Source organism: Streptomyces capparidis (genome assembly GCF_054782095.1).
Genome location: NZ_BAAGTD010000036.1, coordinates 17,144 through 42,513 on the forward strand (window position 1 = coordinate 17,144; position 25,370 = coordinate 42,513).

22 protein-coding genes are annotated in these 25,370 nt (G+C 76.1%); 8 read left to right on the forward strand and 14 right to left on the reverse strand.

Annotated elements, in window-relative coordinates; translation table 11 throughout:
- Positions 1-37: 37 nt before the first annotated feature.
- Both ACYVO2_RS25515 and ACYVO2_RS25520 read left to right on the forward strand, forming a co-directional pair.
- Entirely contained in the window at positions 38-1,162 is a 1,125-nt protein-coding gene (locus ACYVO2_RS25515) for a sensor histidine kinase (protein WP_461010395.1), read from the forward strand.
- Positions 1,162-1,797: a response regulator transcription factor gene (locus tag ACYVO2_RS25520; RefSeq protein WP_461010396.1), complete on the forward strand. Its 636-nt coding sequence runs from the start codon at positions 1,162-1,164 to the stop codon at positions 1,795-1,797. Before ACYVO2_RS25515 ends, ACYVO2_RS25520 begins: the two co-directional genes overlap by 1 nt.
- Here the strand turns inward: ACYVO2_RS25520 and ACYVO2_RS25525 are convergent.
- Positions 1,782-2,498: a class I SAM-dependent DNA methyltransferase gene (locus ACYVO2_RS25525; RefSeq protein WP_461010324.1), complete on the reverse strand. Its 717-nt coding sequence runs from the start codon at positions 2,496-2,498 to the stop codon at positions 1,782-1,784. The genes ACYVO2_RS25520 and ACYVO2_RS25525 overlap by 16 nt on opposite strands.
- A 274-nt stretch (positions 2,499-2,772) precedes the next feature.
- On the opposite strand from ACYVO2_RS25525, the gene ACYVO2_RS25530 reads away from it, so the two are divergent.
- The gene (locus ACYVO2_RS25530; RefSeq protein ID WP_461010325.1) at positions 2,773-3,324 is read left to right on the forward strand and encodes a GNAT family N-acetyltransferase; all 552 of its coding nucleotides are present in this window, start codon (positions 2,773-2,775) and stop codon (positions 3,322-3,324) included.
- Positions 3,325-3,352: 28 nt separating this feature from the next.
- On the opposite strand, the gene ACYVO2_RS25535 is transcribed toward ACYVO2_RS25530, so the two are convergent.
- Complete coding sequence (locus tag ACYVO2_RS25535; protein ID WP_461010326.1) at positions 3,353-3,766, reverse strand: VOC family protein; 414 nt, start codon at positions 3,764-3,766, stop codon at positions 3,353-3,355.
- Between the two features lie 129 nt (positions 3,767-3,895).
- Here ACYVO2_RS25535 and ACYVO2_RS25540 point away from each other — a divergent pair, with 129 nt between their 5' ends.
- The gene (locus ACYVO2_RS25540; RefSeq protein WP_461010327.1) at positions 3,896-4,486 is read left to right on the forward strand and encodes a TetR/AcrR family transcriptional regulator; all 591 of its coding nucleotides are present in this window, start codon (positions 3,896-3,898) and stop codon (positions 4,484-4,486) included.
- A gap of 15 nt (positions 4,487-4,501) precedes the next feature.
- On the opposite strand, the gene ACYVO2_RS25545 is transcribed toward ACYVO2_RS25540, so the two are convergent.
- From ACYVO2_RS25545 to ACYVO2_RS25570, 6 genes are all read right to left on the reverse strand, one after another.
- The gene (locus tag ACYVO2_RS25545) at positions 4,502-5,293 is read right to left on the reverse strand and encodes a DUF72 domain-containing protein (protein WP_461010328.1); all 792 of its coding nucleotides are present in this window, start codon (positions 5,291-5,293) and stop codon (positions 4,502-4,504) included.
- Positions 5,294-5,350: 57 nt separating this feature from the next.
- Positions 5,351-5,854 (reverse strand): cupin domain-containing protein, encoded by a 504-nt coding sequence (locus ACYVO2_RS25550; protein WP_461010329.1) that lies wholly within the window; start codon positions 5,852-5,854, stop codon positions 5,351-5,353.
- Positions 5,855-6,022: 168 nt separating this feature from the next.
- Positions 6,023-6,928 carry an aldo/keto reductase gene (locus ACYVO2_RS25555; RefSeq protein WP_461010397.1) on the reverse strand — a complete coding sequence of 302 codons (906 nt, stop codon included), beginning with the start codon at positions 6,926-6,928 and terminating at the stop codon, positions 6,023-6,025.
- 334 nt (positions 6,929-7,262) lie between these two features.
- Positions 7,263-8,462 carry an amidohydrolase gene (locus tag ACYVO2_RS25560; RefSeq protein ID WP_461010330.1) on the reverse strand — a complete coding sequence of 400 codons (1,200 nt, stop codon included), beginning with the start codon at positions 8,460-8,462 and terminating at the stop codon, positions 7,263-7,265.
- Between the two features lie 91 nt (positions 8,463-8,553).
- The gene (locus ACYVO2_RS25565) at positions 8,554-9,381 is read right to left on the reverse strand and encodes an ABC transporter permease (RefSeq protein ID WP_461010331.1); all 828 of its coding nucleotides are present in this window, start codon (positions 9,379-9,381) and stop codon (positions 8,554-8,556) included.
- On the reverse strand, positions 9,378-10,346 hold the full coding sequence (locus ACYVO2_RS25570; protein WP_461010332.1) for an ATP-binding cassette domain-containing protein: 969 nt from the start codon (positions 10,344-10,346) through the stop codon (positions 9,378-9,380). The genes ACYVO2_RS25565 and ACYVO2_RS25570 overlap by 4 nt, the downstream gene beginning before the upstream one ends.
- 170 nt (positions 10,347-10,516) lie before the next feature.
- Here ACYVO2_RS25570 and ACYVO2_RS25575 point away from each other — a divergent pair, with 170 nt between their 5' ends.
- The gene (locus ACYVO2_RS25575; RefSeq protein WP_461010333.1) at positions 10,517-11,305 is read left to right on the forward strand and encodes a TetR/AcrR family transcriptional regulator; all 789 of its coding nucleotides are present in this window, start codon (positions 10,517-10,519) and stop codon (positions 11,303-11,305) included.
- A 137-nt stretch (positions 11,306-11,442) separates the two neighbouring features.
- Here ACYVO2_RS25575 and ACYVO2_RS25580 read toward each other — a convergent pair whose 3' ends face one another.
- From ACYVO2_RS25580 to ACYVO2_RS25590, 3 genes are read right to left on the reverse strand one after another with little or no spacing between them, the layout of a single operon-like run.
- The gene (locus ACYVO2_RS25580) at positions 11,443-12,315 is read right to left on the reverse strand and encodes an ATP-binding cassette domain-containing protein (protein WP_461010334.1); all 873 of its coding nucleotides are present in this window, start codon (positions 12,313-12,315) and stop codon (positions 11,443-11,445) included.
- Positions 12,316-12,319: 4 nt separating this feature from the next.
- Positions 12,320-13,387: an ABC transporter permease gene (locus ACYVO2_RS25585; RefSeq protein ID WP_461010335.1), complete on the reverse strand. Its 1,068-nt coding sequence runs from the start codon at positions 13,385-13,387 to the stop codon at positions 12,320-12,322.
- A gap of 4 nt (positions 13,388-13,391) precedes the next feature.
- The gene (locus ACYVO2_RS25590) at positions 13,392-14,405 is read right to left on the reverse strand and encodes a substrate-binding domain-containing protein (RefSeq protein WP_461010336.1); all 1,014 of its coding nucleotides are present in this window, start codon (positions 14,403-14,405) and stop codon (positions 13,392-13,394) included.
- Positions 14,406-14,648: 243 nt separating this feature from the next.
- Between ACYVO2_RS25590 and ACYVO2_RS25595 the strand changes: the two genes are divergently transcribed.
- Both ACYVO2_RS25595 and ACYVO2_RS25600 read left to right on the forward strand, forming a co-directional pair.
- On the forward strand, positions 14,649-15,683 hold the full coding sequence (locus ACYVO2_RS25595; protein ID WP_461010398.1) for a LacI family DNA-binding transcriptional regulator: 1,035 nt from the start codon (positions 14,649-14,651) through the stop codon (positions 15,681-15,683).
- A gap of 96 nt (positions 15,684-15,779) precedes the next feature.
- Positions 15,780-17,684: an endoglycosylceramidase gene (locus ACYVO2_RS25600; RefSeq protein ID WP_461010337.1), complete on the forward strand. Its 1,905-nt coding sequence runs from the start codon at positions 15,780-15,782 to the stop codon at positions 17,682-17,684.
- Between the two features lie 96 nt (positions 17,685-17,780).
- Here ACYVO2_RS25600 and ACYVO2_RS25605 read toward each other — a convergent pair whose 3' ends face one another.
- Positions 17,781-18,866, reverse strand: a complete 1,086-nt coding sequence (locus ACYVO2_RS25605) for a helix-turn-helix domain-containing protein (protein ID WP_461010338.1) — start codon at positions 18,864-18,866, stop codon at positions 17,781-17,783.
- A gap of 284 nt (positions 18,867-19,150) precedes the next feature.
- Here ACYVO2_RS25605 and ACYVO2_RS25610 point away from each other — a divergent pair, with 284 nt between their 5' ends.
- Positions 19,151-23,608 (forward strand): cation-translocating P-type ATPase, encoded by a 4,458-nt coding sequence (locus tag ACYVO2_RS25610; protein WP_461010339.1) that lies wholly within the window; start codon positions 19,151-19,153, stop codon positions 23,606-23,608.
- On the opposite strand, the gene ACYVO2_RS25615 is transcribed toward ACYVO2_RS25610, so the two are convergent.
- Positions 23,609-24,841 (reverse strand): hypothetical protein, encoded by a 1,233-nt coding sequence (locus tag ACYVO2_RS25615; RefSeq protein WP_461010340.1) that lies wholly within the window; start codon positions 24,839-24,841, stop codon positions 23,609-23,611.
- A 4-nt stretch (positions 24,842-24,845) separates the two neighbouring features.
- Complete coding sequence (locus ACYVO2_RS25620) at positions 24,846-25,367, reverse strand: SigE family RNA polymerase sigma factor (protein WP_461010341.1); 522 nt, start codon at positions 25,365-25,367, stop codon at positions 24,846-24,848.
- Positions 25,368-25,370 lie beyond the last annotated feature (3 nt).

The window sequence follows — 25,370 nt, forward strand, 5'->3', positions numbered from 1 at the left end:
TGTCCCGGTGGGGCCCTGGGCGCGGGGGCGGCAGGTGTTGCGGGTGGCCCTGGGGCTGCTTGTCGGGGTGGGACTCGCGGTGGTGGTGCTGGTGGGGCTGCTCGTGGCCGGGGTGGTCCTGCTGCCCGTCCTGCCCTGGCCGCGGGCCAGGCGGGGACTGCTGGGGCGGGGCCGGGCCGCGGTGCGGGCCCTGAGCGGGCTGGAGCGGCGCCGGCTGGCGGCGTACTTCGGCGAGGAGACCTCCGGCGACCACGGGGACCTCCGGGCACTGCGGTACCTGGCCGCGCGGGTGCCGCTCGGCGGCCTCGCCGCCCTGGTGCTGGCCTCGGGGGCGATCGGCGCGGCGTACGGGAGCCTGCTGGTCTGGAGCTGGTTCCTCTACCGGGGCGAGCACTCCCTGGTGCTGGTGCTCTCCGGCGCGGGCGGGCTGTTCCTGCTGTTCCTGTCCGTGCACGGGGCGTTCGCCGTGGTCGCGCTGGAGCGGCGGCTCGCCCGCCGGCACCTGGGCCCCAGCCCCAGGGAGCTGTTGCAGCGCCGCATCGACGAGCTGTCGGCCAGCAGGGCCGGGGTGGTCCGCGCGGTGGACGACGAGCGGCGGCGCATCGAGCGGGACCTGCACGACGGCGTCCAGCAGCACCTGGTGGCCCTCGGCATGCTGCTGGGCCGCGCCCGCCGCAGCGCGGACGAGGCCAGGTGCCGGGAGCTGCTCGCCCAGGCCCACGAGGAGAGCAGGCGGGCCTTGGAGGAGCTGCGCGAGGTGGCCTGGCGGGTGTATCCGTCGGCCCTGGACGAGGCGGGGCTGCACGCGGCGCTGGAGACCGTCGCGGAGCGCTCGGGGCTGCCGGTGCGGGTGGAGTACCGGCTGGCCCGGCCGCCGGGGCCGACGGTGGCCGCGGCCGCCTACTTCGTGGTGTGCGAGGCTGTCACCAACGCGGCCAAGCACGCGGCGGCCGACCGGGTGGAGGTGCGGCTCACCGAGCGGGCCGGGCCGGGGGAGGGGATCGTGGTACGGATATCCGACGACGGGTGCGGCGGGGCCGATCCCGCGGGCGGCGGCCTGGTGGGCCTGGCCCGGCGGGTGGCCGCGGTGGACGGCGCCCTGCGGGTGGACAGCCCTCCCGGCGGACCCACCGTGATCACCGCGGAGCTGCCGTGCGGGTGATGCTCGCCGAGGACTCCACCCTGCTGCGGGAGGGGCTGGTCCGGCTCCTGACCGAGGAGGGGCACGAGGTCGCCGCCGCGGTCGGCGACGCCGAGTCGCTGCTGCGGGCGGTGGACGAGCAGCCGCCGGACGCCGTCGTGGTGGACGTGCGGATGCCGCCGACGCACACCGACGAGGGCCTGCGCGCCGCCCTGGAGATCCGGCGCCGGGCCCCGGGCACGGCCGTGCTGGTGCTGTCGCAGTACATCGAGCGGCGCTACACCACCGAGCTGCTCACCAGCAGCGCCGAGGGCGTCGGGTATCTGCTGAAGGACCGCGTGGTGCAGGTGGACGAGTTCCTCGACGCCCTGGCGCGGGTGGCCGCGGGCGGGGCCGCGTTCGACCCGGAGGTCGTCCGGCAGCTCCTGGCCCGCGGCACCCGCGCCGACCCGCTGCGCCGCCTGACCGGCCGGGAGGGCGAGGTGCTGCGGCTGATGGCGCAGGGGCACACCAACGCGGCCATCGCCGGGCAGTTGCACGTGTCGCAGAGCGCGGTGGAGAAGCACATCAACGCCATCTTCGACAAGCTGGAGCTCGGCGACAGCGCGGGCTACAGCCGCCGGGTGCTGGCGGTGCTGCGCTACTTGGGCTCCTGACCGGCGGGCTTGCGCCACACGGACGCCGCGGAGACCGGGTGGCCGAGGAAGCGCCGCCACTTGGGCTTGAGCTCGAGCCACCCCTCGTCCACGACGGCCTCGCGCAGCTCGGCCAGCTCCCAGCCGGCGCCCAGGGCGGCCGAGACGTGGTCGCCGAACAGGTGGACGTGGGTGGCGATGGCCACGTCCTCGCCCGAGGCGCTGGTGTAGTGGGTGGGCATGCCGGAGGCCATGATGAAGTGCGGGTGGAAGCTCACCAGCGCGAACAGCCCCCCGGGCGCGGCCAGCCGCCACGCCTCGGCGTACAGCGGGGCGAGGTCGGACAGGTGCTCGTCGATGAGGCTGGACACGATCAGGTCGTAGCCGCCGCCGTCCAGGCCGGTGGCGGCGACGTCGGCCTCCACGAGGCGGTCGTGCGCGCCCCGCTCCCGCGCCACCGCGAGCATCTGCGGGGTGAGGTCCACCCCGTCCACGGCGGGCACTCCGGCGCGCCGCAGCCAGGCGCCGGTGCGGCCGGTGCCGCAGCCCAGGTCGGCGGCGCGGCGCACGGCGCGCCAGCTCGGCACGGTGAGCCGCTCCAGCAGCGCGATGTCCATCGCGTCCTCGACGGTCTGCTCGTAGGTGGCCACCCACTCGCCGTAGCCCGTCCGCACGTCCACCGTCCGGTAGCCGCGCGTGTCGAAGTCCGCGAATCGTGCCACTGGTCCGCTCCTCATGTCGTTGTCGTCGCCGCCGTCGTCACCGCGGGGGTCCGGAGCCCGGCAGGTACGCTGCCCGCTGCGCGAGCCTCGCAGCGGGCGGGGCACACGATCAACCGGATTACCGGCGTGATCGAGCGGGGAGCGGTCCCCGGCGCGGGGCCGCGGCGGGCGGGAACGAGCCCCCGAAGCCGGGGGGAAGCGGAGCGGTCGGATGAGCGGGGCCGGTGATCCGGTGGGACGGGTGGGCGGCGGTCGGGACGGTGGCGGTGCGGCGGTGCGGCACCGCACGGGGACGGAGCTGCTCCTCCTCGCCGAAGAGGTGGAGCGCGTCTACGCCGAGGTGTTCTCGGCGCCGCCGTGGAGCAAGTCGGGCGAGGGCCTGGCGCAGTTCGGCCGGCGGCTGCCGGAGGACGCCCGCCGCCCCGGCTTCCGCGCGGCCGTCGCGGGCGCGCCCGGCCGGATCGACGGCTTCGCCACGGGGTGGACCACCCAGCGCCCGTTCCGCTCCGACCGCGCCTACGGCCGGGTGTCCGCGCAACTGGGCGCCCGTCGGGTGGAGGAACTGCTGGTCGGCGCCCTGGAGGTGGACGAGCTCGCGGTGCTCCCGCGGGCCCGCGGCACCGGGCTCGGCCGGGCGCTGCTCGCCGCGCTGACCGGGGGCGCCCCGGGCGGCCGGGCCTGGCTGCTGACCGCCCGCGGTGCCGCGGACACCGTGGCCTTCTACCACCGGGTGGGCTGGCACGAGGTGCCGCCGCTGCCGGGACGGGAGAACGACGTGGTGGTGTTCCTCGCCCCCGGGCACCCGGGGGCGGCCGAACCGCGGTGAGCCGCGGTGAGCCGCGGCCGGTCCGCCGTCAGGCCCCGGCGTACCGCGCGGCGTACTCGGCGGAGGGCGGGATGGGGGTGATGACGTCGACCAGCACCCCCGCGGGGTCGGCGACGATGAAGTGCCGTTGTCCGAAGTCCTCGTCGCGCAGGGGGAGTTCCGGGGCGAGCCCGCCGCGCACGACGAGCCGCTCCCACTCGGCGTCCACGTCCTCCACCTCGAAGTTGAGCAGCAGCCCGCGCACGGGGGCGCGGTAGGGCGCGGGCAGCGTGGGGTGCTCGTGGTCGAGCAGGGCGAGCTCGAAGGGCCGCGGCCCCGGCCGGCGCAGGCTCACGTACCAGTCGGCCTCGAAGGTGGGCTCGAACCCCAGCAGCCCGGTGTAGAAGTCGCGGGACTCCTTGATCCGCGGGGTGCAGATCACGGGATAGAAGCTGGTCAGCATGGTGGCGGGACTCCTTGCCGGCGCTTTCGGCGCCTTCGCGTACCATCGGTATGCGAAGTGAACGTATTCGCGTACCATCGGTATGTCAACCGGGTGGCGCCCCGAGGGCGGGCCGGGGAAGGGAGCGGGATGGCGGGCGGCGTCAGGGAGCGGCAGCGGGAGCGGACCCGGCAGGACCTGCTGCGCGCGGGCCGGAGCCTGTTCGCGGAGCGGGGCTACGGAGCGGTCGGCCTGGCCGAGGTCGTGGCCGCCGCCGGGGTCACCAAGGGCGCGCTCTACCACCACTTCGACGGCAAGGCCGCCCTGTTCCGCGCCGTGCTGGAGCAGGTGCAGCAGGAGGTGGCGGGCAGGGTGGTCGCCGCGGCGGAGGCCGAGAGCGACCCCTGGGCCCGGCTGACCACCGGCTGCCAGGCGTTCCTCACCGCCTGCGCCGACCCGGACATCCAGCGGATCATGCTCGTCGACGGCCCCGCCGTGCTGGGGTGGGGCCAGTGGCGCGCGATGGACGAGGCGGCCTCCGCCCGCCACCTCGCCGAGGCGCTCGGCGACCTCGTCGAGCGGGGGGTGATCCCGCCGCAGCCGGTCGCGCCGCTCACCCGCCTGCTGTCGGGCGCGATGAACGAGGCCGCCCTGTGGCTGGCCGAGTCCGGCGCCCCGGGCGACCTGGCGGACACCCGGGCCGCCCTGTCCCGGCTGCTCTTGGCGCTGCGCGCCCGGTGACCCGGCGGGCGCCCGTCACGCTCGGCCGCCGCGCTCCTCGGCGGCGCCCGGCGGCCGGGGCACCCGGCCGACCGTCAGGCCAAGCCGGGCCGCGGTGCGGGCGAACACCACCGCGTCCAGGACCGCGGCCCCGCCCGGGTCGTTGTTGAAGTACACGAAGGCGTCCGCGGACCGCGGCCAGGTGTCGGCCAGCCGCTGCGCCCACGTGGCCAGGGACCCGCGCCCGTACCGCGGCCAGGGCCTGGCGAGGCCCGCGTGGAACCGCAGATAGCCGAAGTCCGCGGTGCGCCACAGCGGGGTCACCGGGCGGGCCAGCCGGTCAGCCCAGCACAGCGCGGCGCCGTGCCGCTCGAGCACCGCCCGCACCTCGCCCGTCCACCACGACTCGTGGCGCGGCTCCACGGCCACCCGGACCTCGGGCGGGAAGCAGGCCAGGCAGGCGTCCAGCACCGCGGGGTCGCCGCGCAGCGTCGGCGGGAGCTGGAGCAGCACCGGCCCGAGCCGGTCCCCCAGCTCCCGGGCGTGGGCGAGCAGCCGCCGCACCGGCTCCTCAGGGTCCCGCAGCCGCTTGACGTGGGTGAGGAACCGGCTGGCCTTCACGGCCATCACGAAGCCGTCCGGGGTGCTCGCCCGCCAGGAGGCGAACGTCTCGGGGGAGGGGAGCCGGTAGAAGGCGGCGTTGTTCTCCGCGGTGGGGAACCGCAGCGCGTACTCCCGCAGCCACAGCCGCTGCGGTGTCCCTGGCGGGTACAGCACCCCTCGCCAGTCCCGGTACTGCCACCCGGAGGTGCCGACGAGCACAGGCACCCGTCCATTCTCCCACCGCCGCCGCCCCGCCGGCCGGGGCGGCGGCGGTGGGAGGGGTCAGTCCCCGTCCCGGCAGTCCGGGGCGGGCGCGTCCACCGCGAGGGGGCTGCCCTCGGGGAGCAGGTAGGTGGCGTAGAGCACCACGGGCTCGGTGCCCAGGTTCCGGCCGGTGTGCGGCCGGCGCGGGCCGAACGGCTCGACGAAGGAGTCGCCGGGGCGGGAGACCTCCGTCGAGCAGTCGCTGAGCGTGCGGGTGAGCGTCCCCGAGCGCACGACCACGATCACCGGGCCGTCGTGGTAGTGCCACCCCGTGCTGCCGCCCGGCGCGATGGTGATCTCCCGGAACACCACCTCGGTGCGCCCCCGGCCGCGCACCGCTATCGCCTCCGCCGAGGTGCCGGAGGCGAGCAGGGCCGCGCTCACCCCCCGCGGGCCGCCGCCGTCGGAACCCGGTGCCGCCGCCTGGGCGGGGACGGGCCGCAGCGCCAGGGGGGCCAGGGGTGCCAGGGAGGCGGACAGCACCGCCCTCCTGGTCCTGTTCTTCACGGGTCGCTCGTGCACGCGCGCAACTCCCTCGCTCTTGTGAAGCGCCGGTCACTGTCCGTAATGGATGAGGTAGAACTATCACAGGACCGGTGCGCGGGGGAGGGGAACGGCAGGGGCGCGTACGGCCGGACCCCGGCGCCCGCCGGGCGGCGGGCGCGGGAGGTCCGGCTCCGGGCGCCGGGGTCAGGCGGGCTCGTCCAAGCGCCGCCGCTGGTCGTCGGTGAGGACGAGTCCGGCCGCGCCCAGCGCCTCGTCCAAGTGCTCCGGCCTGGTCAGCCCCACGATGGGGCGGATCCCCTGCCCGGTCAGCCAGGCCAGCACCACCTGGCCGGGCGCCGCCCCCGTCTCCGCGGCCACCTCGGCCAGCGCGGCCAGCCGCCGGGTGGTGCCGGGGTGCTCGTAGTGCTCCGGAAGCGGCCGGTCCGCGCGCCCGCTGTAGACCCCCATCAGCAGCGGGCTGTACACCCACAGGTCCAGGCCCTCGGCGCGGGCGAAGTCCAGGCTCTCCTCGGTGACCTGCTGGTGGCCCCCCTCGGGCAGCGCGGCGCCGGGCCGCGGCCGCAGGTAGGAGTGCCGCAACTGGAGCGCGGTCCAGCCGGGCACGCCCAGGTCGCGGGCGACGCGGCGGGCCCGCTCCACCCGCCAGGCCATGTGGTTGGACGCCCCCAGGCGCAGCGCGAGACCGGACGCCGCGAGCTCGCCGAACGCGCCCACGGTCTCCTCCAGCGGCACCGAGCGGTCCTCGGCGTGCGCCCAGTACAGGTCCACCCGGTCCGTGCGCAGCCGCCGCAGGCTCTCCCGCAGGGCGTCGCGGATCACCGGCGCGGACAGGCCCTCGGCCGACTCGGGCCACCGCCCGGCGACGGTGGGCTGGTGCCGCACCTTGGTGCTGATCCGCACCCGGTCCCGCATGCCGGGCCTGGCGGCCAGCCACCGCCCGATCACGGCCTCGCTCTGGCCGCCGAAGCCGCTGGGGTCGTGCCAGAACGCGTAGCAGTTCGCGGTGTCGATCCAGGTGCCCCCGCCGTCCACGAAGCGGTCGAGCAGCCGCATGGAGTCCGCCTCGTCCACCCGGGTGCCGAATTCCATGGCGCCCAGCGCGAAGGGCACCGCCTCGCCGCGCTCGCCCCGGTCGTCCGCCGTCGTGCCGGTGGTGGCACCGGCCGGTGTGTTCGCCGTCATGCGAGGACCCTCGCTGCTGGAGTGCACTCCACGTCAAGTGGGGGCCCGTGCGCGGGTGCCGCGGGCGGGGAGGGGCGGAGCCCCGGCCCCGGGGTCCGGCTGCGGCGTGCCGAGGGCGCCGGACGCGGTGCCGGTCGCCGGGCGGGTGTTAGCGGCGCGCGGCCCGCCGCCGGTCGCCCCGCCGGGGCGGGAGCCGGAGCGGGCGCGGGACACCGGACCGGGCGCGCCCGGCCGGACGCCCTCAGCGTCCCGCCGCCTCCTGCTCCCGCAGGCACGCCCACGCCCGCGCCGTGGTATCCGGGCACAGCAGCACGTCGGCGGCCGTGCACGCCAGCGCCTGCGCCGACGCCAGCATGGCCCGCCGGCCCCGCTCGCCCGCCGCGGCCCGCGCGAACTCGGGGGTGTGGTCGGACCCGTCCGGGTCGGCGATGGCCACGAACGGGTGGATCGCCGGGACCCGGGCGCTGACGTCGCCGATGTCGGAGGAGCCGAGGAACACGCCGGGCTCGGGCTCGGTCACCCGGATGCCCGCCCGGTCCAGGTGGCGGGCGAACAGGCCGGCCAGCACCTCGTTGCCGCGGAAGTGGCGGTAGCCCGCGGTGGCCCGGGTGACCTCCGCCCTGGTGCCGGTGGCGCGCGCGGTGCCCTCGGCGGCGGCCGTCAGCTCCGCCACCAGTCGCTCGCGGGCCGCCGTGGTGGCCGCCCGCACCCCGAACAGGCCCTCGGCGCGGTCGGGGACGATGTTGGTCGCCTTCCCGCCGTCGGTGACGATGCCCTGGATGTGCGAGCCGGGCGGCAGCCGCCGGTGCAGCACGTTCAGCGTGGTGAAGAGCTGCACCAGCGCGGCCAGCGCGTCCACGCCCTCGGTCGGGTTGCCGGTCGGGTGCGCGGAGCGCCCGTGGAAGGCCACCCGGATCTGCACCTGCGCGGTCAGCGGCGCCCACGACCAGTCGTGCACGCCCGGGTGGAACATCAGCGCCGCGTCCGCGCCGTCGAAGACGCCGGCCTCCGCCAGCGCGACCTTGCCGCCGCCGCCCTCCTCCGCGGGGGTGCCGACGGCCAGCAGCGTGCCGTCGAACCCGCCCGCGTCCAGCGCGGCGCGCACGGCCAGGGCGGCGCCGAGCGAGGCCGCGGCGATCAGGTTGTGCCCGCAGGCGTGGCCGAGTTCCGGCAGCGCGTCGTACTCCAGCAGCAGCGCCACGCACGGCCGCCCGCCCCGGCCCGCCCGCGCGGTGAACGCGGTGGGCAGCCCCGCGGTCCCCCGCTCCACCGCGAACCCGGCGGTCTCCAGCTCCCCGGTCAGCAGCGCCGCGGCGTGTTCCTCCCGGTAGGCGAGCTCCGGGTTGCGGTGCAGGTCGAGGGCGACCTCCCACAGGCGGTCCGCGCGCGCGGCCACCTCCCGGCGGATCCGCTCGTACCCGGCGTCGTCCGGTTCCGGCATGCCTGCTCTCCCTTCGCACGGCTCCTGTGCGAGGGGCTACCCCGGGCGGCCCGGCGCACTCCGGCGCCCGGGCCGCCCGGGGCGGGGCGGGTCAGCGGTCCAGGTCGCGGTAGCGGCGCACGGACAGCGGGAAGAACACCGCGACCAGCAGGGCGGGCCAGACCAGGGCCATCTCCACGGCGTGAGCGGCGATCCAGGAGTCACCGCCCGCGCCGGGGTTGCCGAACAGCTCGCGGGCGGCCGCCACCGTGGACGACATCGGGTTCCACTCGGCGACCGCGCCCAGCCAGGCGGGCATGTCGTCGGCGGCGGTGAACGCGTTGGACAGGAACCCGACCGGCCACACCAGGATCTGCACCGCCACCAGCGCCTCGGGGTTGCGCATCACCAGGCCGAGGTACACCCCGACCCACAGCAGCGCGAACCGCAGCAGCAGGAGCAGCCCGAACGCGGCCAGCGCCCGGCCGGCGCCCTCGTGCCACCGCCAGCCGACCGCGAGCCCGCACAGCGCCATCGCGGTCAGGCCGAGCAGGGAGTTGAGCATGTCGGCCGCGGCCCGGCCGCCGACCACGGCGGAGTCGGCCATCGGCATGGAGCGGAACCGGTCGGTGACGCCCTTGGAGGCGTCGTTCGCCATCGCCGCGAACGTGGTCTCCACGCCGAACAGCATGGTCATCGCGAACATGCCGGGGAGCAGGAACTCCCGGTAGTCGCCCCCTCCGGGGACGGACATGCTGCCGCCGAAGAGGTACCCGAACATCAGCACCATCATGATCGGGAACAGCAGGGTGATGGCGATCTGCCCCGGTGTGCGCGCCCAGTGGGCGAGTTCGCGGCGGGTGAGGGTCACGGTGTCCACGACCGCCCAGCGCAGCCGGGCGGCCCCGGCCGCGGGGGAAGGGATCTGCTGGAGGGTCACGCGGGGCTGCCTTCCTTCCGCCGGTCCTGGCCGGTCAGGCGCAGGAACACCTCGTCGAGGGTGGGGCGGCGCAGCGCGATGTCCTCCACCGCGACGCCCCGGTCGTGCAGGGCGCGGACCAGTTCGGTCAGCGCGCCCACCCGGTCCCGGACCGGGGCGCTGACGCTGCGCAGGTCCGGGTCGGTCTCGGGCTCGGCGCCCGCCGCCGCGCGGACCAGGCCGGCCGCCGCAGGCAGGTCGGCCGCGTCCCGCAGGACGACGGTGATCCGGTCGCCGCCGATCAGGGACTTCAGCCGGTCCGGGGTGCCCTCGGTGATCACCCGGCCGGACTCGACGACGGAGATCCGGTCGGCGAGCTGGTCGGCCTCGTCCAGGTACTGGGTGGTGAGCAGCACGGTGGTGCCCGCCCCGGCCAGCGAGCGCACGGCCTCCCAGACCTCGTTGCGGCTCCTCGGGTCGAGCCCGGTGGTGGGCTCGTCGAGGAAGAGCACGGACGGGGCGAGGATCATCCCGGCGGCGAGGTCCAGGCGGCGCCGCATGCCGCCCGAGTACCGGGCGACCGGCTTGTCGCCGGTGCCGGCCAGGTCGAACCGCTCCAGCAGCTCGGCGGCGCGGCGCACGGCGTCCGGCCCCGGCAGGTGGTGCAGGCGGGCGAACAGCTCCAGGTTCTGCCGTCCGCTGAGCACCTCGTCCACCGCCGTGTGCTGGCCCACCAGGCCGATCCGGTGGCGCACGAGGCGCGGTTCGCGGGCGATGTCGTGCCCGGCGACCTCGGCGCGCCCGCCGTCGGGCCGCAGCAGGGTGGCGAGGATCCGCACCGCGGTGGTCTTGCCGGCGCCGTTCGCCCCGAGCAGGCCGTGCACCGTGCCCGGGGGCACGGCCAGGTCGAAGCCCCGCAGGGCCTCGTGGTCGCCGTACCGCTTGCGCAGCCCTTCGGCGAGGACCGCGTGGTCGGTCGAGCCCATCACTCTCCAAACTATTTACGGTGTACAGAGTTGCTGGCGAGTAATACCGTACACCGTAAAGAGTTTCTGCGCGAGTCCGTTCCGCGGACGGCGGCGCCACCCCCGCCCGCGGGCGGCGGCGCGGTACGGCACAGTGGGCGGAGCGCGACCGAGACGGGCGAGGAGAGGCAGTGGCGACGGAGTACAGCGGGGGCGGGGACCCCAGGCGCAGCATGGAGCTGCTGTGGCGGACCGGGGAGCCGCCGCGGCGCGGCCCCAAGCCCAAGCTCACGGTGGACGGGATCGTGCGGGCGGCGCTCGCCGTCGCCGACGCCGAGGGGCTCGCGGCGCTGACCATGCGCCGGGTCGCCGAGGAGCTCGGGGTGACCGCCATGTCCCTGTACACGTACGTGCCGGGCAAGGCCGAGCTGCTCGACGTCATGCTCGACACGCTCTACGGGGGGATGCCGCGCACCCGGCCCCGGGAGGACCACTGGCGGGCCCGCCTGGAGGCCGTCGCCGACGACAACCGCGCGCTGTACGCCCGGCACCCGTGGCTGGCCTCGGTCGCCTCGGTCACCCGGCCGCCGCTGGGCCCGGGCACCCTGGAGAAGTACGAGTACGAGCTGCGCGCGTTCGACGGCCTGGGCCTGGACGACGTGGAGCGCGACGACGCGCTGGCCTTCCTGCTCGGCTTCGTCGCCTCCTGCGCCCGCGCGGACGCCGACGCGAAGGCGTCCCGGCAGGCGACCGGGGTGAGCGACGAGGAGTGGTGGGAGGCGAACGCGCCGCTGCTGGAGCGGGTCTTCGACCCGGAGCGGTACCCCACGGCGGCCCGGGTGGGCGCCGCCGCGGGCCAGGCCCACCAGGCGGCGTACGACCCCGACCACGCCTACACCTTCGGCCTGCGCCGCGTTCTGGACGGCCTTGGGGTGCTGGTGGAGGCCCGCGAGGGGCGACGGGACGGGGCGGGGGAGTAGGGGCGCGCGGGCACCCGCGGGCCCGCCCGGCGCGCCGCGCACCGGGGCCGGGCCGCCCCCGACGCGAACCGCCCCCCGTGGCGGCCCCTCGCCGGGAGGGCGCCGCCGCGGGGGGGGCGGGGAGGCGGGAGCGCGGTTCAGGAGGAGCCGGGCCCGCCCTCGGGGTCGTCGGGCACCGGGCCGCCCAGGCGCTCCAGCTCGTGGCGGAGCGCGTCCAGCTCGGCCCCGCCGGCCATGTGCAGGGTCAGGTCGTCGAGGGTGACCTCGCCCCGGGCCGCGTCCAGCTCCGTCTCGCCGCGGTTGAGCACCACGAAGTGGTCGCCCACCAGGAACGCGTGGTGCGGGTTGTGCGTGATGAACACCACGGCCAGGCCCGCGTCCCGGGCGGCGGCGATGTGCTTGAGCACCACCCCGGACTGCTTGACGCCGAGCGCCGCCGTCGGCTCGTCCAGGATCAGCACCCGCGCCCCGAAGTGGACCGCCCGGGCGATGGCCACGCACTGCCGCTGGCCGCCGGAGAGGGTGCCGATGGGCTGCTCCATGCTGGGCAGGTGGATGCCCATGTCCCGCAGCGCCTTGTCGGCGGTCCGCTTCATGAAGTCGATGTCCAGGCGGCGCAGCGGCCAGACGCCCTTGCTGACCTCGGAGCCGAGGAAGAAGTTGCGCCACACCGGCATCAGCGGCACCACCGCCAGGTCCTGGTAGACCGTGGCGATGCCGCGGTCCAGCGCCTCGCGCGGGGAGCCGAGGCGCACCGGCTCGCCGTCTACCCGGTACTCGCCCTCGTCGTGGCCGTGCAACCCGGAGATGATCTTGATCAGGGTGGACTTGCCCGCGCCGTTGTCGCCCAGCACGCAGGTCACCGAGCCGCGGCGCACGGACAGGCTGATCCCGCTCAGCGCCCGCACATGGCCGTAGCTCTTGCCCACACCGGCGAGCTCCACCACGGGCGCGTCCCCGCCGGGCGGCCCCGGGGGCCGGTTGTCGGACGTTTCGGTTGTCGCGGTCATGCTCCTACCTCCGGGTCGCCTGGCGGCGGACCCACGCGTTGACGAGGGTGGCGAGCAGCAGCGTGGCACCGAGGAAGAACTTGAACCAGTCGGGGTTCCAGTCCGCGTACACGATGCCCTGCGTCGTCATCCCGAAGATGAAGGCGCCGATCGCCGAGCCCACCGCCGAACCGTACCCGCCGGTGAGCAGGCAGCCGCCGATGACCGCCGCGATGATGTACAGGAACTCGTTGCCGACGCCCTCGCCGGACTGCACGGTGTTCAGCGAGAACAGCAGGTGCATGCCGGTGAACCAGGCGCAGAAGCCCACGATCATGAACAGGGCGATCTTGGTGCGCCGCACCGGCACGCCCACCGCGCGGGCGCTCTCGGCCGAGCCGCCCACGGCGAAGATCCAGTTGCCGAACGTGGTGCGCAGCAGCACCCAGGTGGCCACGGCCACGAACAGCAGCCACCACAGGATGGTGATCTTGAAGTCCACGTCGCCGACGCCGATCTCCGAGGCGAAGACCTTCTTCGCCGAGTCGAACCCGTCCATGTCCGAGATGTCCTCGCTGGACACGCTGTCGGTGAGGATCTTGGTGACGGCCAGGTTCAGGCCCTGGAGCATCAGGAACGACGCCAGCGTGATCAGGAAGCTGGGCAGCCCGGTGCGCACCAGCAGATAGCCGTTGGCGGCGCCGACGCCCAGGGCCAGCGCCAGGGCCACCACGACCCCGAGCCACACGTTGGCGGTCATCTCGAAGGCGAACATCGAGGCGGTGAGCGCGGAGGTGGTCACCGCGACACCGGCCGACAGGTCGAACTCGCCGCCGATCATCAGCAGGGACACGGCCACCGCCATGATCCCGATGGTCGAGCTGGCGTACAGCACGTTGGCCAGCGAGTTGGTGCCGCGGAACGGCTCGGCCACCACGAAGAAGAACGCGAAGACGAGCACGGCGCCGACGAGCGAGCCGACCTCCGGCCGGCCGAGGAAGGCGCGCAGCAGCGAACGCCGGGCGTCCGTGCCGGCCTTGTCGGCGGGGGGTGCGGAGGGCGGGGTCACCGCGGGGACGGTGGCGTTGCTCATGCGGTCACCGGGTGCCCTTCTCGGCGAACTCCGCGATCTCGCCGATGTTGTCCTTGGTGATGAACGCGGGGCCCGTCAGCACCGGCTGGGCGCCGCCGCCGCTGTAGTTGCCGTTGGTCTCGAACAGCCACGCCGCGTCCACCGCCAGGTACCCCTGGAGCCAGGGCTGCTGGTCGACGGCGAACTGCACCTCGCCGGACTCGATCGCGCCGACCAACTGCTTGTTGGTGTCGAACGTCGCCACCTTCGCGTCGCTGCCCGCGTCGTCCACCGCGTCCACGGAGGCCAGCGCGAACGGGGCGCCGAGGGTGACCACGTAGTCGATGCCGGAGGCCTGCTTGAGCTTGGCGTTGACCGTGGACTTCACTGACGGCATGTCGGCGCCGTTGACGTACAGGTTCTCCGTCTCGCCCCGGAAGGTCTTCTTCAGGCCCGCGCAGCGCGCCTCGAGCGCCACGCTGCCCTGCTCGTGGATCACGCAGACCGCGTGCTTGGCGCCGACCTCGTTGAGCTTCTCGCCGAACTTCTCGCCCGCGATGGTCTCGTCCTGCCCGAAGAACTCCAGCATGCCCAGTTCCTGCCACTGGTCCAGGCCCGCGTTGACGCCGATCACCGGGATGCCCGCCTCGCGCGCCTTGGCGACCACCGGCTTCATCGCGTCCGGCTTGGACGCGGTCACCACGATGGCGTCCACCTTCTGGTCGACGGCGTTCTGCACGAGGTTGGCCTGGTCGTTGGCGTTGGGGCTGCTGGAGTAGACGAGCTTGATGTTGTCCTTCCTGGCCGCGGCCTCGCCGCCGCTGCGGACCATGTCCCAGAAGGTGTCACCCGGGGCGGCGTGCGTGACCATCGCCACCTCCATCCGGGGGGTGTCCGCGACCTTGCCGCCGGCCTCGGAGTCCGTGCGCTCCTGGGCCTTCTTGCCGCCGTCGCTGCTGCATCCCGCGGCGAGCAGGGCCCCGGCGGCGACGAGCGCGGCGAGGGCGGTGGCACGGCGGGTTCTGTTGCCTCGGTGCATCTTCTGACGCCTATCTGTCCACGACTGTATGTACATGCTTGTGTGGGTTTGGGCGGCATGCCTGTTGGCCGGAAGGCTAGAGCGCTCTGCTAGCGCGCTCTAGTGCCCGGTACTGTGCTGTAGGTCACAACGGATGTCAATAGCGTATGAACAGACGCTGGAGGGCCTGTGTACGAGCGTGACCCGGGACAGGGCGGGGAGAGGGGGCCCGCCGACGCCGCGGGGCGCGGCCGCCGGCCCACCATGGCGGACGTGGCCGCCCGCGTCGGCGTCTCGCGGGCCCTGGTGTCGATCGTGATGCGCGGTCAGCCCGGCGCCAGCCGCGAGACCAGGCGGAAGGTGCTGCGGGCCGCGGAGGAGCTGGGCTACCGGCCCGACAGCGTCGCCCGCGTCCTGGCCAGCAGCCGCAGCCGGGTCCTCGGCGTGATGCTGACCGTGCGCAACCCCTTCCACGCGGACCTGGTCGAGGGCATGTACCCGGTCGCCGAGCGGCTCGGCTACGACCTGCTGCTCAGCGCCAGCGCCCCCACCAGGGACGAGCGCAAGGCCGTGGACGCGCTGCTCGGCCACCGCTGCGAGGCGCTGGTCCTGCTCGGCCCGACCGCCCCCGCCCGCCACCTGGCCGAACTCGGCGGGCGCACCCCCGTGGTGGTGGTCGGCCGCAGGCTGCCCGGCGCCGGCCTGGACACCGTGCACACCGCCGAGGCCAAGGGCGTGCGCCAGGCCATCGACCTCCTGGTGGCGCTCGGCCACCGGGACATCGCGCACGTGGACGGCGGCGACGGCGCGGGCTCGGCGGAGCGCCGCCGCGCCTACCGCAGGGCGATGCGCGGCCACGGGCTGGCCGACTTCACCCGGGTGCTGCCCGGCGACCAGACCGAGGACTGCGGGGTCGGGGCGGCGCGGGCCCTGCTGGAGTCCGGCCCGCTGCCCACCGCCGTCCTGGCCGGCAACGACCGCTGCGCGGTGGGGCTGCTCGACGCCCTCAACCGGCGCGGCGTGGACGTGCCCGGCGACGTCTCGGTGGTCGGCTACGACGACAACCACATCGCGCACCTGGCGCACATCGACCTGAGCACGGTCCGCCAGGACGCGCAGCGCACCGCGGAGCTGGCGGTGCGGACCGCCGTCGAGCGCCTGGAGGAGCCGGGGCGGGCCCCCAGGGAGCTGGTGCTCGACCCGAAGCTGGTGGTGCGCGGCACCACGGCCCCGCCCCGCGGCGCGGCGCTGCCCCGGCCGCGCGGGGCGGAGGAGGGCGGCGCGGTGCCCGCCCGGTGAGCGGCCCGCCCCGGCGCGCCCGGCCGCCGTTGCGGCCCCCGCGGGGGTTACCGGGCGGTATTGACCGGCCGTCAGTCCTGGGTGACCGTAATGCCCATGACGATCTCGAGAGGACGTGTGTCCGCCTCCGCGGTGCCCGCGGTGGTGCTCGGCCTCCTCGCCTCCCTCACCCTGTGGGGGGCGCCGGCGGCACCCGCGGCGTCCGCGCCGCTGTGGTTCGACGGCCCGGCGGCGGCAGAGGCCAACGTGACCGGCGACAGGTTCACCGACGGGCACGGCCGCGAGGTCGTCCTGCGCGGGTTCAACGTCTCCGGCGAGGTGAAGCTGGACGAGAACAAGGGGTTGCCGTTCGCCTCCACCGCCGACGCCCGCCTGTCCGCCGAGGCGCTGCGCGAACTCGGCGGGGCGAACACCGTGCGGTTCCTGCTCTCCTGGGCCTACGCGGAGCCCGCGCCGGGACAACCGGACGGCGAGTACCTGCGGAAGGTCACCGACCAGATGCGGGTGTTCCTCGACGCCGGGTTCCGGGTGCTGCCCGACTTCCACCAGGACCTGTACTCCCGCCACCTCTTCCACAAGGACAGTTGGTACACCGGCGACGGCGCGCCGAAGTGGGCCGTGGACGCGGCCGGCTACCCGCGGGAGGACTGCGGCGCCTGTGTGCACTGGGGCCAGAACATGACCCAGAACCAGGCCGTCAAGCAGGCCAAGCGGGACTTCTGGCGCAACCGGGTGCTGAACACCTCCGCCGGGCCCGTCGGCGTCCAGGACGCCTTCCTGGCCACCGCCGAGAAGACCATGGCCCACCTGCGGCAGAACCTGACGGCCGGCCAGTTCTCCGGCGTCGTCGGCCTGGACGTCAACGAGCCCTACGCGGGCGAGTTCACCGAGGGGCAGAACAGCCGCACCTGGGAGCGGGACCTGCTGTTCCCCTTCTACGAGCGACTGCGCGCGCGCATGGACCGCGCCGGCTGGCAGGACAAGCCGATGTACGCCGAGCCCAACGTGTTCTGGAACGGCAACATCGACCTGCTCCGGCAGGAGGGCGGCTTCCTCGACGAGCGCGACCTCGGCCCCGACTACGTCTTCAACGCCCACTTCTACGACCAGAAGGCCCAGTCCGGCGTCCTGATGCCCGGCAAGGCGGGCGACGGCCAGTACGCTGCCGACTTCGAGAAGCTGCGCGAGCGCGCCGCGACCCTGCGCACGGCGAGCGTGCTCACCGAGTTCGGCCACCCCCTGACCGGCTACACCTCCGACAAGGCGCCCAGCGTCGGCAAGGCCATGTACCAGGCGCTGGACTCCCGGCTGCCCGGCGCGCGGTGGTGGGAGCAGGCGGCCGGGTCCGGCCCGGTGCTGTCCGCCACCCAGTGGCAGTGGGACATCTACAGCGGCCGCCACCACGAGCTGATGAACGGCAACCCGGAGAAGGTGCTCACCGAGGCCGACGCCTGGAACGGCGAGGACTTCTCCTCCGTCCGGCTGAACGACTCCGGCGCCCCCGAGCTGCGCCAGGACGCACGCCTGATCGACCGCCTCTACCCGTCCGCGGTCGCCGGGCGCACCCTCGCCTTCACCTACGAGGACCGCTCCCGCGACGGCGGCACCACCATGACCTGGAACCGGGTGCCGTCCACCCTGCCGAACGTCGCCAAGCTGGTCGGCTCCGGGCAGTACGGCGTGCTGGTGTGGCGCGCGGCCGACACCGCGGGCGCCCCCACCGAGCTGCACCTGCCCCGCTCCTTCGACCCCGCCCGCACCACGGTGGTCTCCGACCTCGCCACCGTGACCGGCCTGCCCGCCTACACCGGCGGCCAGGCCGTGGCGACGGCCCCCGAGCCGGGCGGCACGGACGCCGACCGCCTGCTGCTCACCGCCCCCGCGGGCGCGGGCGCGGTGCACTACGCGCTGGTCGCGGACGGCACCGCGGCGCCGACCGCCGAGGTGCGGGCCGCCGCGAAGCAGGAGCTCGACCGGTGGGCCGCCGCCACCTTCCGGTGACACCCGCCCGCTGAGCCGGACCCGGCCCGGCGGCACGGCCGGCGACCGCCCGGGCGACCCCGCCCGGGCGGACGCGGACCGCGCCGCCGCGGCAGGCTACGACCGGCCCTCCCACCCCTCGCCCCAGCGGCGGGCGGGAGGCCGGTCGTCCGCCCCGGCGTGCCCCGCGTCCCGGCGCCTGGCGCGGAACTCCTGCGGGCTCGCCCCGAACGCCCCCCGGAAGACCCGGCTGAAGTGCGCCGGGTTGAAGAACCCCCAGTGCGCCGCGATGGAGTGGATCGGCTCCTCGCCCAGCCGCGGGTCCGCCAGGTCCTGGCGGCAGCGCTCCAGCCGGCGCTGGCGGATCCAGCCCGACACCGTCCACTCCTGGTCGTGGAAGAGCCGGTGCAGGGTGCGCGTGGAGACGTGGTGCGCCGCCGCGATCGCCGCGGGCGTCAGCTCCGGGTCGTCCAGGTGCTCGTCCACGTACGCCCGGATCCGCGCCATCAGGGTGGGCTCCACGGCCTCGCGCGGCAGCGCGGCGGGCGCCTCCAGTTGGTGGGACAGCAGCGAGGCGAGCAGGTCGAGGACCACGTTGCCCAGCCGCGCCGCCTCCCGCGGCCCGTACTCGTCCCGCCCCGCGTCCGCCACCAGCCGGTTGAGCATCCCCATCAGCAGCGCCCCGATCCCGCCGCCGCCCGGCAGCGGGGTGCCGGTGACCCGCTCCACCTGCCGCCGGGACAGCGGCAGCAGGTCGCGGGGGAACAGCACGGTCAGGTGCCGCAGGGCGCCGCACTCGGCGTACGACGTCGCCCGGAACGGCCGCGACACGTCGTACACCGCCAGCTCCAGCGGGCGCAGCCGGCTCTCGTACCGGTCCCGGACGAAGGTGTGCCGCCCGTGCAGCACCGCCTTGAGGACGAGGAACTCCCGGCCCGGCGGGTCGCCGCGGTCGGCCGGGCGCCGCACCTCGCACGAGGCCGCCGCCACCGACAGGATCTGCACGGCCCCGAACTCGGCGTGCACCGCCTCGACCGGGAAGGACCGCGACGGGGCGCTGCGCACCACCAGCGGCACCGGCAGCGTCGCCAGCAGGCGCTGCCACCGCGCCCGCCGGTCGCCCTCCGGTTCGGTGTCCTCCTGGTGCGGGTCCCGCCCCGGGGCCGTGCCCGGGCACGGCCGCTCCCCGCAGGTCTTCACCACCTGTCTCCCCCCGGATCGGCTCGGTGTGCCCCCGCGCTCGCGCGCGGAAAGGGCGTGTGCATCCGATTACAGCTCTCCGCTGGTCGGGACAAAAGCCCGCGGGTGCCCCCGGTGCCGGGCCGCCGCCGGGTAACGACCCGTTTGCGCAGGTACGGACGGCCCGCAGGTGTGAAATGCCGCCTTCGGGTTACACGTGCAGCAGGCTCCCCACCCGGCGGCCGCGCGGCCGCGTCCGGGGAGCCGTGCCACGAGGACCTTGAAACACGGGGCGGGAGGGCCGCTAGATGTCGTTGTTGCCGGGGCTTCGGGTGCCGACGCCGGGCCTGGGTGCGCTGTACGGCGGGGTGACCGCGGGCGTGCGGGGAGCGGCGGGGCTCGCCGGGCGTCTGGTGGGGGTGGGGCCGCGTGCTGTGTGGTCCCGCCCGGGGCGGTGCCACATCGCGGTCAACGGGCTGCACGGGCCGGGCGCGGAGCGGATCGTGCGGCGCGTGGAGCGGGTCCTGGAGGGGCACCCCGGTGTGCTGTGGGCGCGCGTCAACGGCCCTTCGGCGCGGGTCGTCGTCGCCCTGGCGTCCCCGCCCCCGCCCGTGGAGGAGCTGGTCGCGCTGGTGGAGCGGGCCGAGTCCCGCGAGATCGTCGAGGAGGACGAGCCGGACCCGGGGGAGTTCTGCGCCGAGCCGCACCACCCGTGCGAGGGCCCCAAGACCCGGCAGTCCGTCTCCGGCCTCGCCGCCGACCTGGTGGGCCTGGGCATGAGCACCCTCGGCAGGATCTCCCCGTGGGCGCCGCTGCCCGCCGAGGTGCCGGCCGTCATCGGCGCCCTCCAGCACCACCCCAAGCTGCGCGGCCTGGCCACCAGGAGCCTCCAGGGGCCCGAGCACGCCGAGTCGCTGCTGCCCGTGGTCACCGCGCTCGCCCAGGGCGCGGCCACCCGCAGCGGCGGCATCGTGCTCGACGTGGCGGAGCGCGTCGCCCAGTGGCGTGAGGCGGAGGCGCACCGGCAGGCGTGGGACGAGGCCGAGCCGCGGCTGATCCGCTCCGCCGAGGACGCGGCCGCCGAACTGCTGGTCGTGGAGCGCCCGGGGCCCGCGCCGAAGGACTCGGCGGAGGAGTACGCCGAGAAGGCCATGGGGGTCGGCGCGCTGGTGGGCGCGGCGGCCGTCCCGTTCGTGGGCCCGCGCCGCGGACTGGCCACCGCCCTGGCGAGCGTGCCGAAGGCGCCGGAGGCCGGGCGGGAGGGCTTCGCCACGGCGCTGGGCCGCTATCTGGCGCTGCGCGGCACCGTCGCCATGGACCGCGGGGTGCTGCGCCGGCTCGGGCAGATGAACACCCTGGTGCTGGACGAGGACGCGCTGCGCAGCGACCGCCTGGAGCCCGCCGACTTGGAGCTGGTCGGCCGCGCCGACCCCGGGCGCACCGCGGAGCGGCTGTTCTCCCTGTTCGACGGGTCCCGGCCGGACCAGGTGGCGCGCGACGACGACGGCTGGGCCGTCGGCCCGCTGGACCGGCTGGGGCTCAACGGCTCCGCGGGCCGGCGGGCCGCCGAGCGGCTGCGCGGCTCCGGGTGCGCGGCCGTGCTGGGCATCGCCAAGGGCGACCGGCTGCACGGCGTGGCGGGCCTGGCCGTGCAGACCCTGCCCGGCGCCGACGCGGTCGCCGCCGCCGCCCGCCGCGCCGGGATCCGCGTGGTCCTGGCCAGCGACGCGCCCGAACCCGCCTTCGACTTCGCCGACGCGGTGGTGCCCACCGGCGGCCGCCTGGTCGCGTCGGTGCGCGAACTCCAGGCCGACGGCGCCGTGGTGCTGCTGGTGTCCGGCAACCGCAGGGGCCTGGGCGCCGCGGACTGCGGCGTCGGGCTGCACCGCGACGGCGAGCCGCCCGCCTGGGGCGCCCACCTGCTGGTCGGCTCCGACCTGGAGGCCGTGCGGCTGATCGTGGACGCGGTCGGGGTGGCGGCCCGGGTGGACCGGGACGCCACCATGCTGGCCGCGGGCGGCAGCGGCGTCGGTGCCATCGCCGCGGTCCAGGCCCCGCCCGCCCAGGCCACCGGACGCGGCGCCGCCGCCACCAACACCGCGGCGTCCTTCGCGTTCGCCCTGGGCCTGTGGCGGGCCAGGCAACTGCTCTCCCGGCCCGCCGAGACCCACGAGCGGGCCGCGCCCTGGCACCTGATCCCGGCCGACCGGGTGCTGGAGCGGCTGCGCACCGCGACCGAGGGCCTCAGCGAGAAGGAGGCGGCCGAGCGGGCCGCCCACGCCGGCACGGACGAGGGGCCGGAGCGGATCGGCCTGGCCGCCGCGTTCGTGGAGGAGCTGGCCAACCCGCTCACCCCGGTGCTCGCCGCGGGCGCGGCGCTGGCCGCCGCGGTGGGCTCGCGCACCGACGCCGGCATGGTCGCCGCGATCACCGGCACCTCCGCGCTGGTCGGCGGCGTGCAGCGGGTGCGCACCGAGCGCGCCCTGGCCGAGCTGTTCGCCCGCTCCGCGATCGGCGCCCGGGTGCGCCGCGACGGTGAGGAGCGCGTGGTGCCCGCGGGCGACCTGGTGCCCGGCGACATCGTGCTGCTGCGCGGCGGTGAGGTGGTGCCCGCCGACTGCCGGGTGCTGGAGGCCAACGGCCTGGAGGTGGACGAGTCCTCGCTGACCGGCGAGTCCCTGCCCGTCGCCAAGGACCCGGCGCCCGTGGTCGCCGCCCAGGTCGCCGACCGCACCTCGATGCTGTACGAGGGCACCACCGTGGCCGCGGGCGACACCGTCGCCGTGGTGGTGGCCACCGGCCCCGACACCGAGGTCGGCCGCGGCCTGGCCACCGCCCGCCAGGCCGCGCCGTCGGTGGGCGCCGAGGCCCGGCTGAACTCGCTGACCCGCACCAGCCTGCCGGTCGCCATCGGCTCGGCCGCGGCCGTCATCGGCTCGGGACTGCTGCGCGGGCACCGCCTGGCCGACACCCTGTCCTCCGCGGTGAACCTCGCCGTGGCCTCCGTCCCCGAGGGGCTGCCGTTCGTGGTCAACGCCGCCCAGTTGGCCGCGTCCCGGCGGCTGGCCGAGCACGGCGCGCTGGTGCGCAACCCCCGCACCATCGAGGCGCTGGGCCGCGCCGACGTGCTGTGCTTCGACAAGACCGGCACCCTCACCGAGGGCGACCTGCGGCTCACCTCCGTGCACGACGGGGAGCGCGACATCCCCGTGGACGAGCTCGACGACCGCGGCCGCGCCGTGCTGGCCGCCGCGCTGCGCGCCACCCCGCCCGACCGCGACTCCGAGCCGATGGAGCACCACACCGACCGCGCCGTCGTCGCCGGGGCCCGCCGCGCCCGCGTCGGGGTGCGCCGGGGCGCCGGGACGTGGAAGCGGGTGGACTCCCTGCCGTTCGAGCCGTCCCGCGCCTACCACGCCACCGTGGGCAGCTCCTCCCGCGGCGTCCTGCTCAGCGTCAAGGGCGCCCCGGAGAACGTGCTCGCCCGCTGCCGCACCCGCATGGACGGCGGCGAGCGCCGCGAGCTGGACAAGGCGGGCCGGAAGGCGCTGGCCGCCACCGCGGACGAGCTCGCGGGCGCCGGGCGGCGGGTGCTGGCCGTCGCCGAGCGCGCCATGGAGGAGGGGGAGCGGCTCGACGACGACTCCGTGGACGGGCTGACCTTCCTCGGCTTCGTCGCCCTGTCCGACCCGGTGCGCGACAGCGCGGCCCCGGCGATCGCCCGGCTGCGGGAGGCCGGAGTGCAGACGATCATGCTCACCGGCGACCACCCCGCCACCGCCGACGCCATCGCCGCCACCATCAACGACGAGCAGCACCACAAGGTGTGCACCGGCGCCGACCTGGACCGGATGAGCGAGGAGGAGCTGGAGAAGGTCCTGCCCGAGGTGGACGTCATCGCCCGGTGCAGCCCGCACCACAAGGTCCGCATCGTGCAGGCGTACCAGCGGCTCGGCCGGGTGGTGGCGATGACCGGCGACGGCGCCAACGACGCCCCCGCGATCCGGCTCGCCGACGTCGGGATCGCCCTCGGCAGGCGCGGCACCCCTGCCGCCACCGCCGCCGCCGACCTCGTCGTCACCGACGACCGCCTGGAGACCATCATCTCCGCGCTCATGGAGGGCCGCGCCATGTGGACCTCCGTGCGGGCGGCGCTGGCCATCCTGGTCGGCGGCAACCTGGGCGAGGTCTCCTTCAGCGTGCTGGCCGCCGCGCTCACCGGCACCTCGCCGCTGAACGCCCGGCAGATCATGCTGGTCAACCTGCTCACCGACCTCGCGCCCGCGCTGGCCATCGCCACCCGCGAGCCCACCACGGAGGCGGGGGAGCGGCTGCTCCAGGAGGGCCCGGACCGCTCCCTGGGCAACGCCCTGACCACCGAGCTGCTGCTGCGCGCCGCCGTCACCACCTCGGGCGCCTCCCTTGCCTGGGGCGCGGCGCGGCTGACCGGCAGGTCGCGGCGGGCGAGCACCGTGTCGCTCGCGGCGCTGGTCGGCACGCAGTTGGCGCAGACCCTCACCACCGGCGGTCTGGACCGCAACGTGCTCATCGCCAGTGTGGGCTCGGCCGCCGCCCTGGCCGGGATCATCCAGACGCCCGGGCTCAGCCAGTTCTTCGGCTGCACCCCGCTCGGCCCGGTCGGCTGGGGCATCGCGGTCGGCTCGGTGGCGGGCGCCACGGCGCTCAACACCGTGCTGACCCCGGTGGTGCGGCGGCTGGCGCCGCTGCTGCCCGCGGCGACCCCGGAGCCGGACGGCGGCGCCTGATCAGGACGGGGGCGGCGGCGCGCCCGCGGCGAGGGCCCGCCCGCCGCCCCGGGCGCCGTCGGCGTCCGCCGAGCCGGAGGCGGACGGGACCTGCGAGCCGGACGGCGACCGCGAGGTGGAGGTGGAAGGGGACGCCGGCGAGCCGGACTCCCCCAGCGACGCGGACGGGTCCGGCGAGCCGGACGACTCCGGCGCGGACGGCGACCACGATCCGGACGGCGACCGGGAGCCCGACGGCGACCATGATCCCGACGGCGACCGGGAGCCCGAGGACGGCGACGCGCCCGGCAGGGCCACCGCCTCCGCCAGCGCCCGCAGCCCGTCCCCGCCGCCGGCCCGCAGCAGCGTCCCCTCGTCGCTGGCCTCCGCGTACACCGCCCTGCCGTCCCCGGCCGGGCGCACCCACCGGGTGGCGGTGGCGGCCACCTTGCCCGCGGGCTCCGCCACGCCCACCGCCACCCACCCGCCGCCGCCGTCCCGGAGGCCGTAGCGCACCGCCACGCCCTGGGCGCCGCCCGCCGCCCCGTAGGAGGTGACCGTGCCGACCGGGCGGCCGAACCGGCCCGGCAGGGACGGCTCGACGGTGAACGGCACCTCCACCCGCGCCTCCGGCCGGTGCGCCACGTCCCCGGCCACCGCGCGCGCCAGCTCCCGGTCCCCGCCCGTGAGCGCCAGCACGCCCCACGCGCCGCCGCGCCACTCCCAGGCCAGCCGCACCTCCCCGGCCGCGGCCGGGGCCAGCCAGCGGGCCCGGTGCCCGGCCACGTCGGGCGCCGCCCGCACCGAGGCGCCGGCCGGGGCGGGCAGCCTGCCCGGCGCGTGCATCGTCACCACGGCCGCGGGCCCGCCGCCGGGCGCCGCCAGGCGGATCCGCTGCGACCAGCGGCCCGTCTCGTAGGAGTCCACGGCGAGCCCGGCGGCCGGCGACACCGCGAACTCCTGCCGCAGCACGTCGAACCCGCCGTCCCCGGGCCCGGCCGGGCGCGGCTGCGCCCCGGACACCATCCGCCCGAGCAGCGCCGCCGCCACCACAACCAGCGCCACCGCGCACACCGCCCCGGCCGCCGCCGCGGCCCGCCGCGCCCGCGCCCTGCGCCGCCCGGAGGCGATCGCCCGGGCCACGTCCACCCCGCCGGCCCCCTCGCCGGGCAGGTCGCCGTCCCCGGCCGCCCGCAGCGGCGCCAGCAGGCGGGCGGCCTCCCGGTCGTCCCCCTCGTCCGCGCTCCTTCGCATCCCGCTACTCCTTCGTCACGGCGGTGGTGGCCGGTTCGCCCAGCAGCGCCCGCAGCTTCGCCAGGCCCCGGGCGGTCTGGCTCTTGACGTTGCCCGGTGAGCAGCCCAGGGTCGCGGCGACCTCCGCCACCGACAGGTCGCACAGGAAGCGCAGCACCAGCACGGCCCGCTGCCGGGGCGGCACCCGGGACAGCGCGGAGTGCACCACGGCGCGGGTCTCCACGTCGGGGCCCGGCGCCGCGGGCGGGTCCGGGGTGTCCCGGGGCGCACCGGTGAGGCGGACCCGGGCCCAGGCCAGGCGCTGCTCGCTGAGGAAGCAGCGCACCAGGATCTGCCGCACGTACCGGTCCGTGTCGTCCGCCGCCCTGGCCCGCCGCCAGTGCACGAACAGGCGGGTGACGGCGGTCTGCACCACGTCGTCGGCCCGGTGCTCGTCCTTGCACAGCAGCACGGCGAGCCTGCGCAGCTCGGGCAGGCGCGCGGTGACGTAGGCGGTGAACTCCTCCTCGTCGCGCGCCGCTCTCACCCG

Coding starts and splice junctions, on each gene's coding strand:
- ACYVO2_RS25520 (WP_461010396.1), top strand. CDS start 1,162: ATGCTCGCCGAGGACTCCACCCTGCTGCGGGAGGGGCTGGTCCGGCTC.
- ACYVO2_RS25535 (WP_461010326.1), bottom strand. CDS start 3,766: ATGCTGACCAGCTTCTATCCCGTGATCTGCACCCCGCGGATCAAGGAG.
- ACYVO2_RS25540 (WP_461010327.1), top strand. CDS start 3,896: ATGGCGGGCGGCGTCAGGGAGCGGCAGCGGGAGCGGACCCGGCAGGAC.
- ACYVO2_RS25555 (WP_461010397.1), bottom strand. CDS start 6,928: ATGGAATTCGGCACCCGGGTGGACGAGGCGGACTCCATGCGGCTGCTC.
- ACYVO2_RS25560 (WP_461010330.1), bottom strand. CDS start 8,462: ATGCCGGAACCGGACGACGCCGGGTACGAGCGGATCCGCCGGGAGGTG.
- ACYVO2_RS25570 (WP_461010332.1), bottom strand. CDS start 10,346: ATGGGCTCGACCGACCACGCGGTCCTCGCCGAAGGGCTGCGCAAGCGG.
- ACYVO2_RS25580 (WP_461010334.1), bottom strand. CDS start 12,315: ATGACCGCGACAACCGAAACGTCCGACAACCGGCCCCCGGGGCCGCCC.
- ACYVO2_RS25585 (WP_461010335.1), bottom strand. CDS start 13,387: ATGAGCAACGCCACCGTCCCCGCGGTGACCCCGCCCTCCGCACCCCCC.
- ACYVO2_RS25590 (WP_461010336.1), bottom strand. CDS start 14,405: ATGCACCGAGGCAACAGAACCCGCCGTGCCACCGCCCTCGCCGCGCTC.
- ACYVO2_RS25595 (WP_461010398.1), top strand. CDS start 14,649: ATGGCGGACGTGGCCGCCCGCGTCGGCGTCTCGCGGGCCCTGGTGTCG.
- ACYVO2_RS25600 (WP_461010337.1), top strand. CDS start 15,780: ATGACGATCTCGAGAGGACGTGTGTCCGCCTCCGCGGTGCCCGCGGTG.
- ACYVO2_RS25610 (WP_461010339.1), top strand. CDS start 19,151: ATGTCGTTGTTGCCGGGGCTTCGGGTGCCGACGCCGGGCCTGGGTGCG.
- ACYVO2_RS25615 (WP_461010340.1), bottom strand. CDS start 24,841: ATGCGAAGGAGCGCGGACGAGGGGGACGACCGGGAGGCCGCCCGCCTG.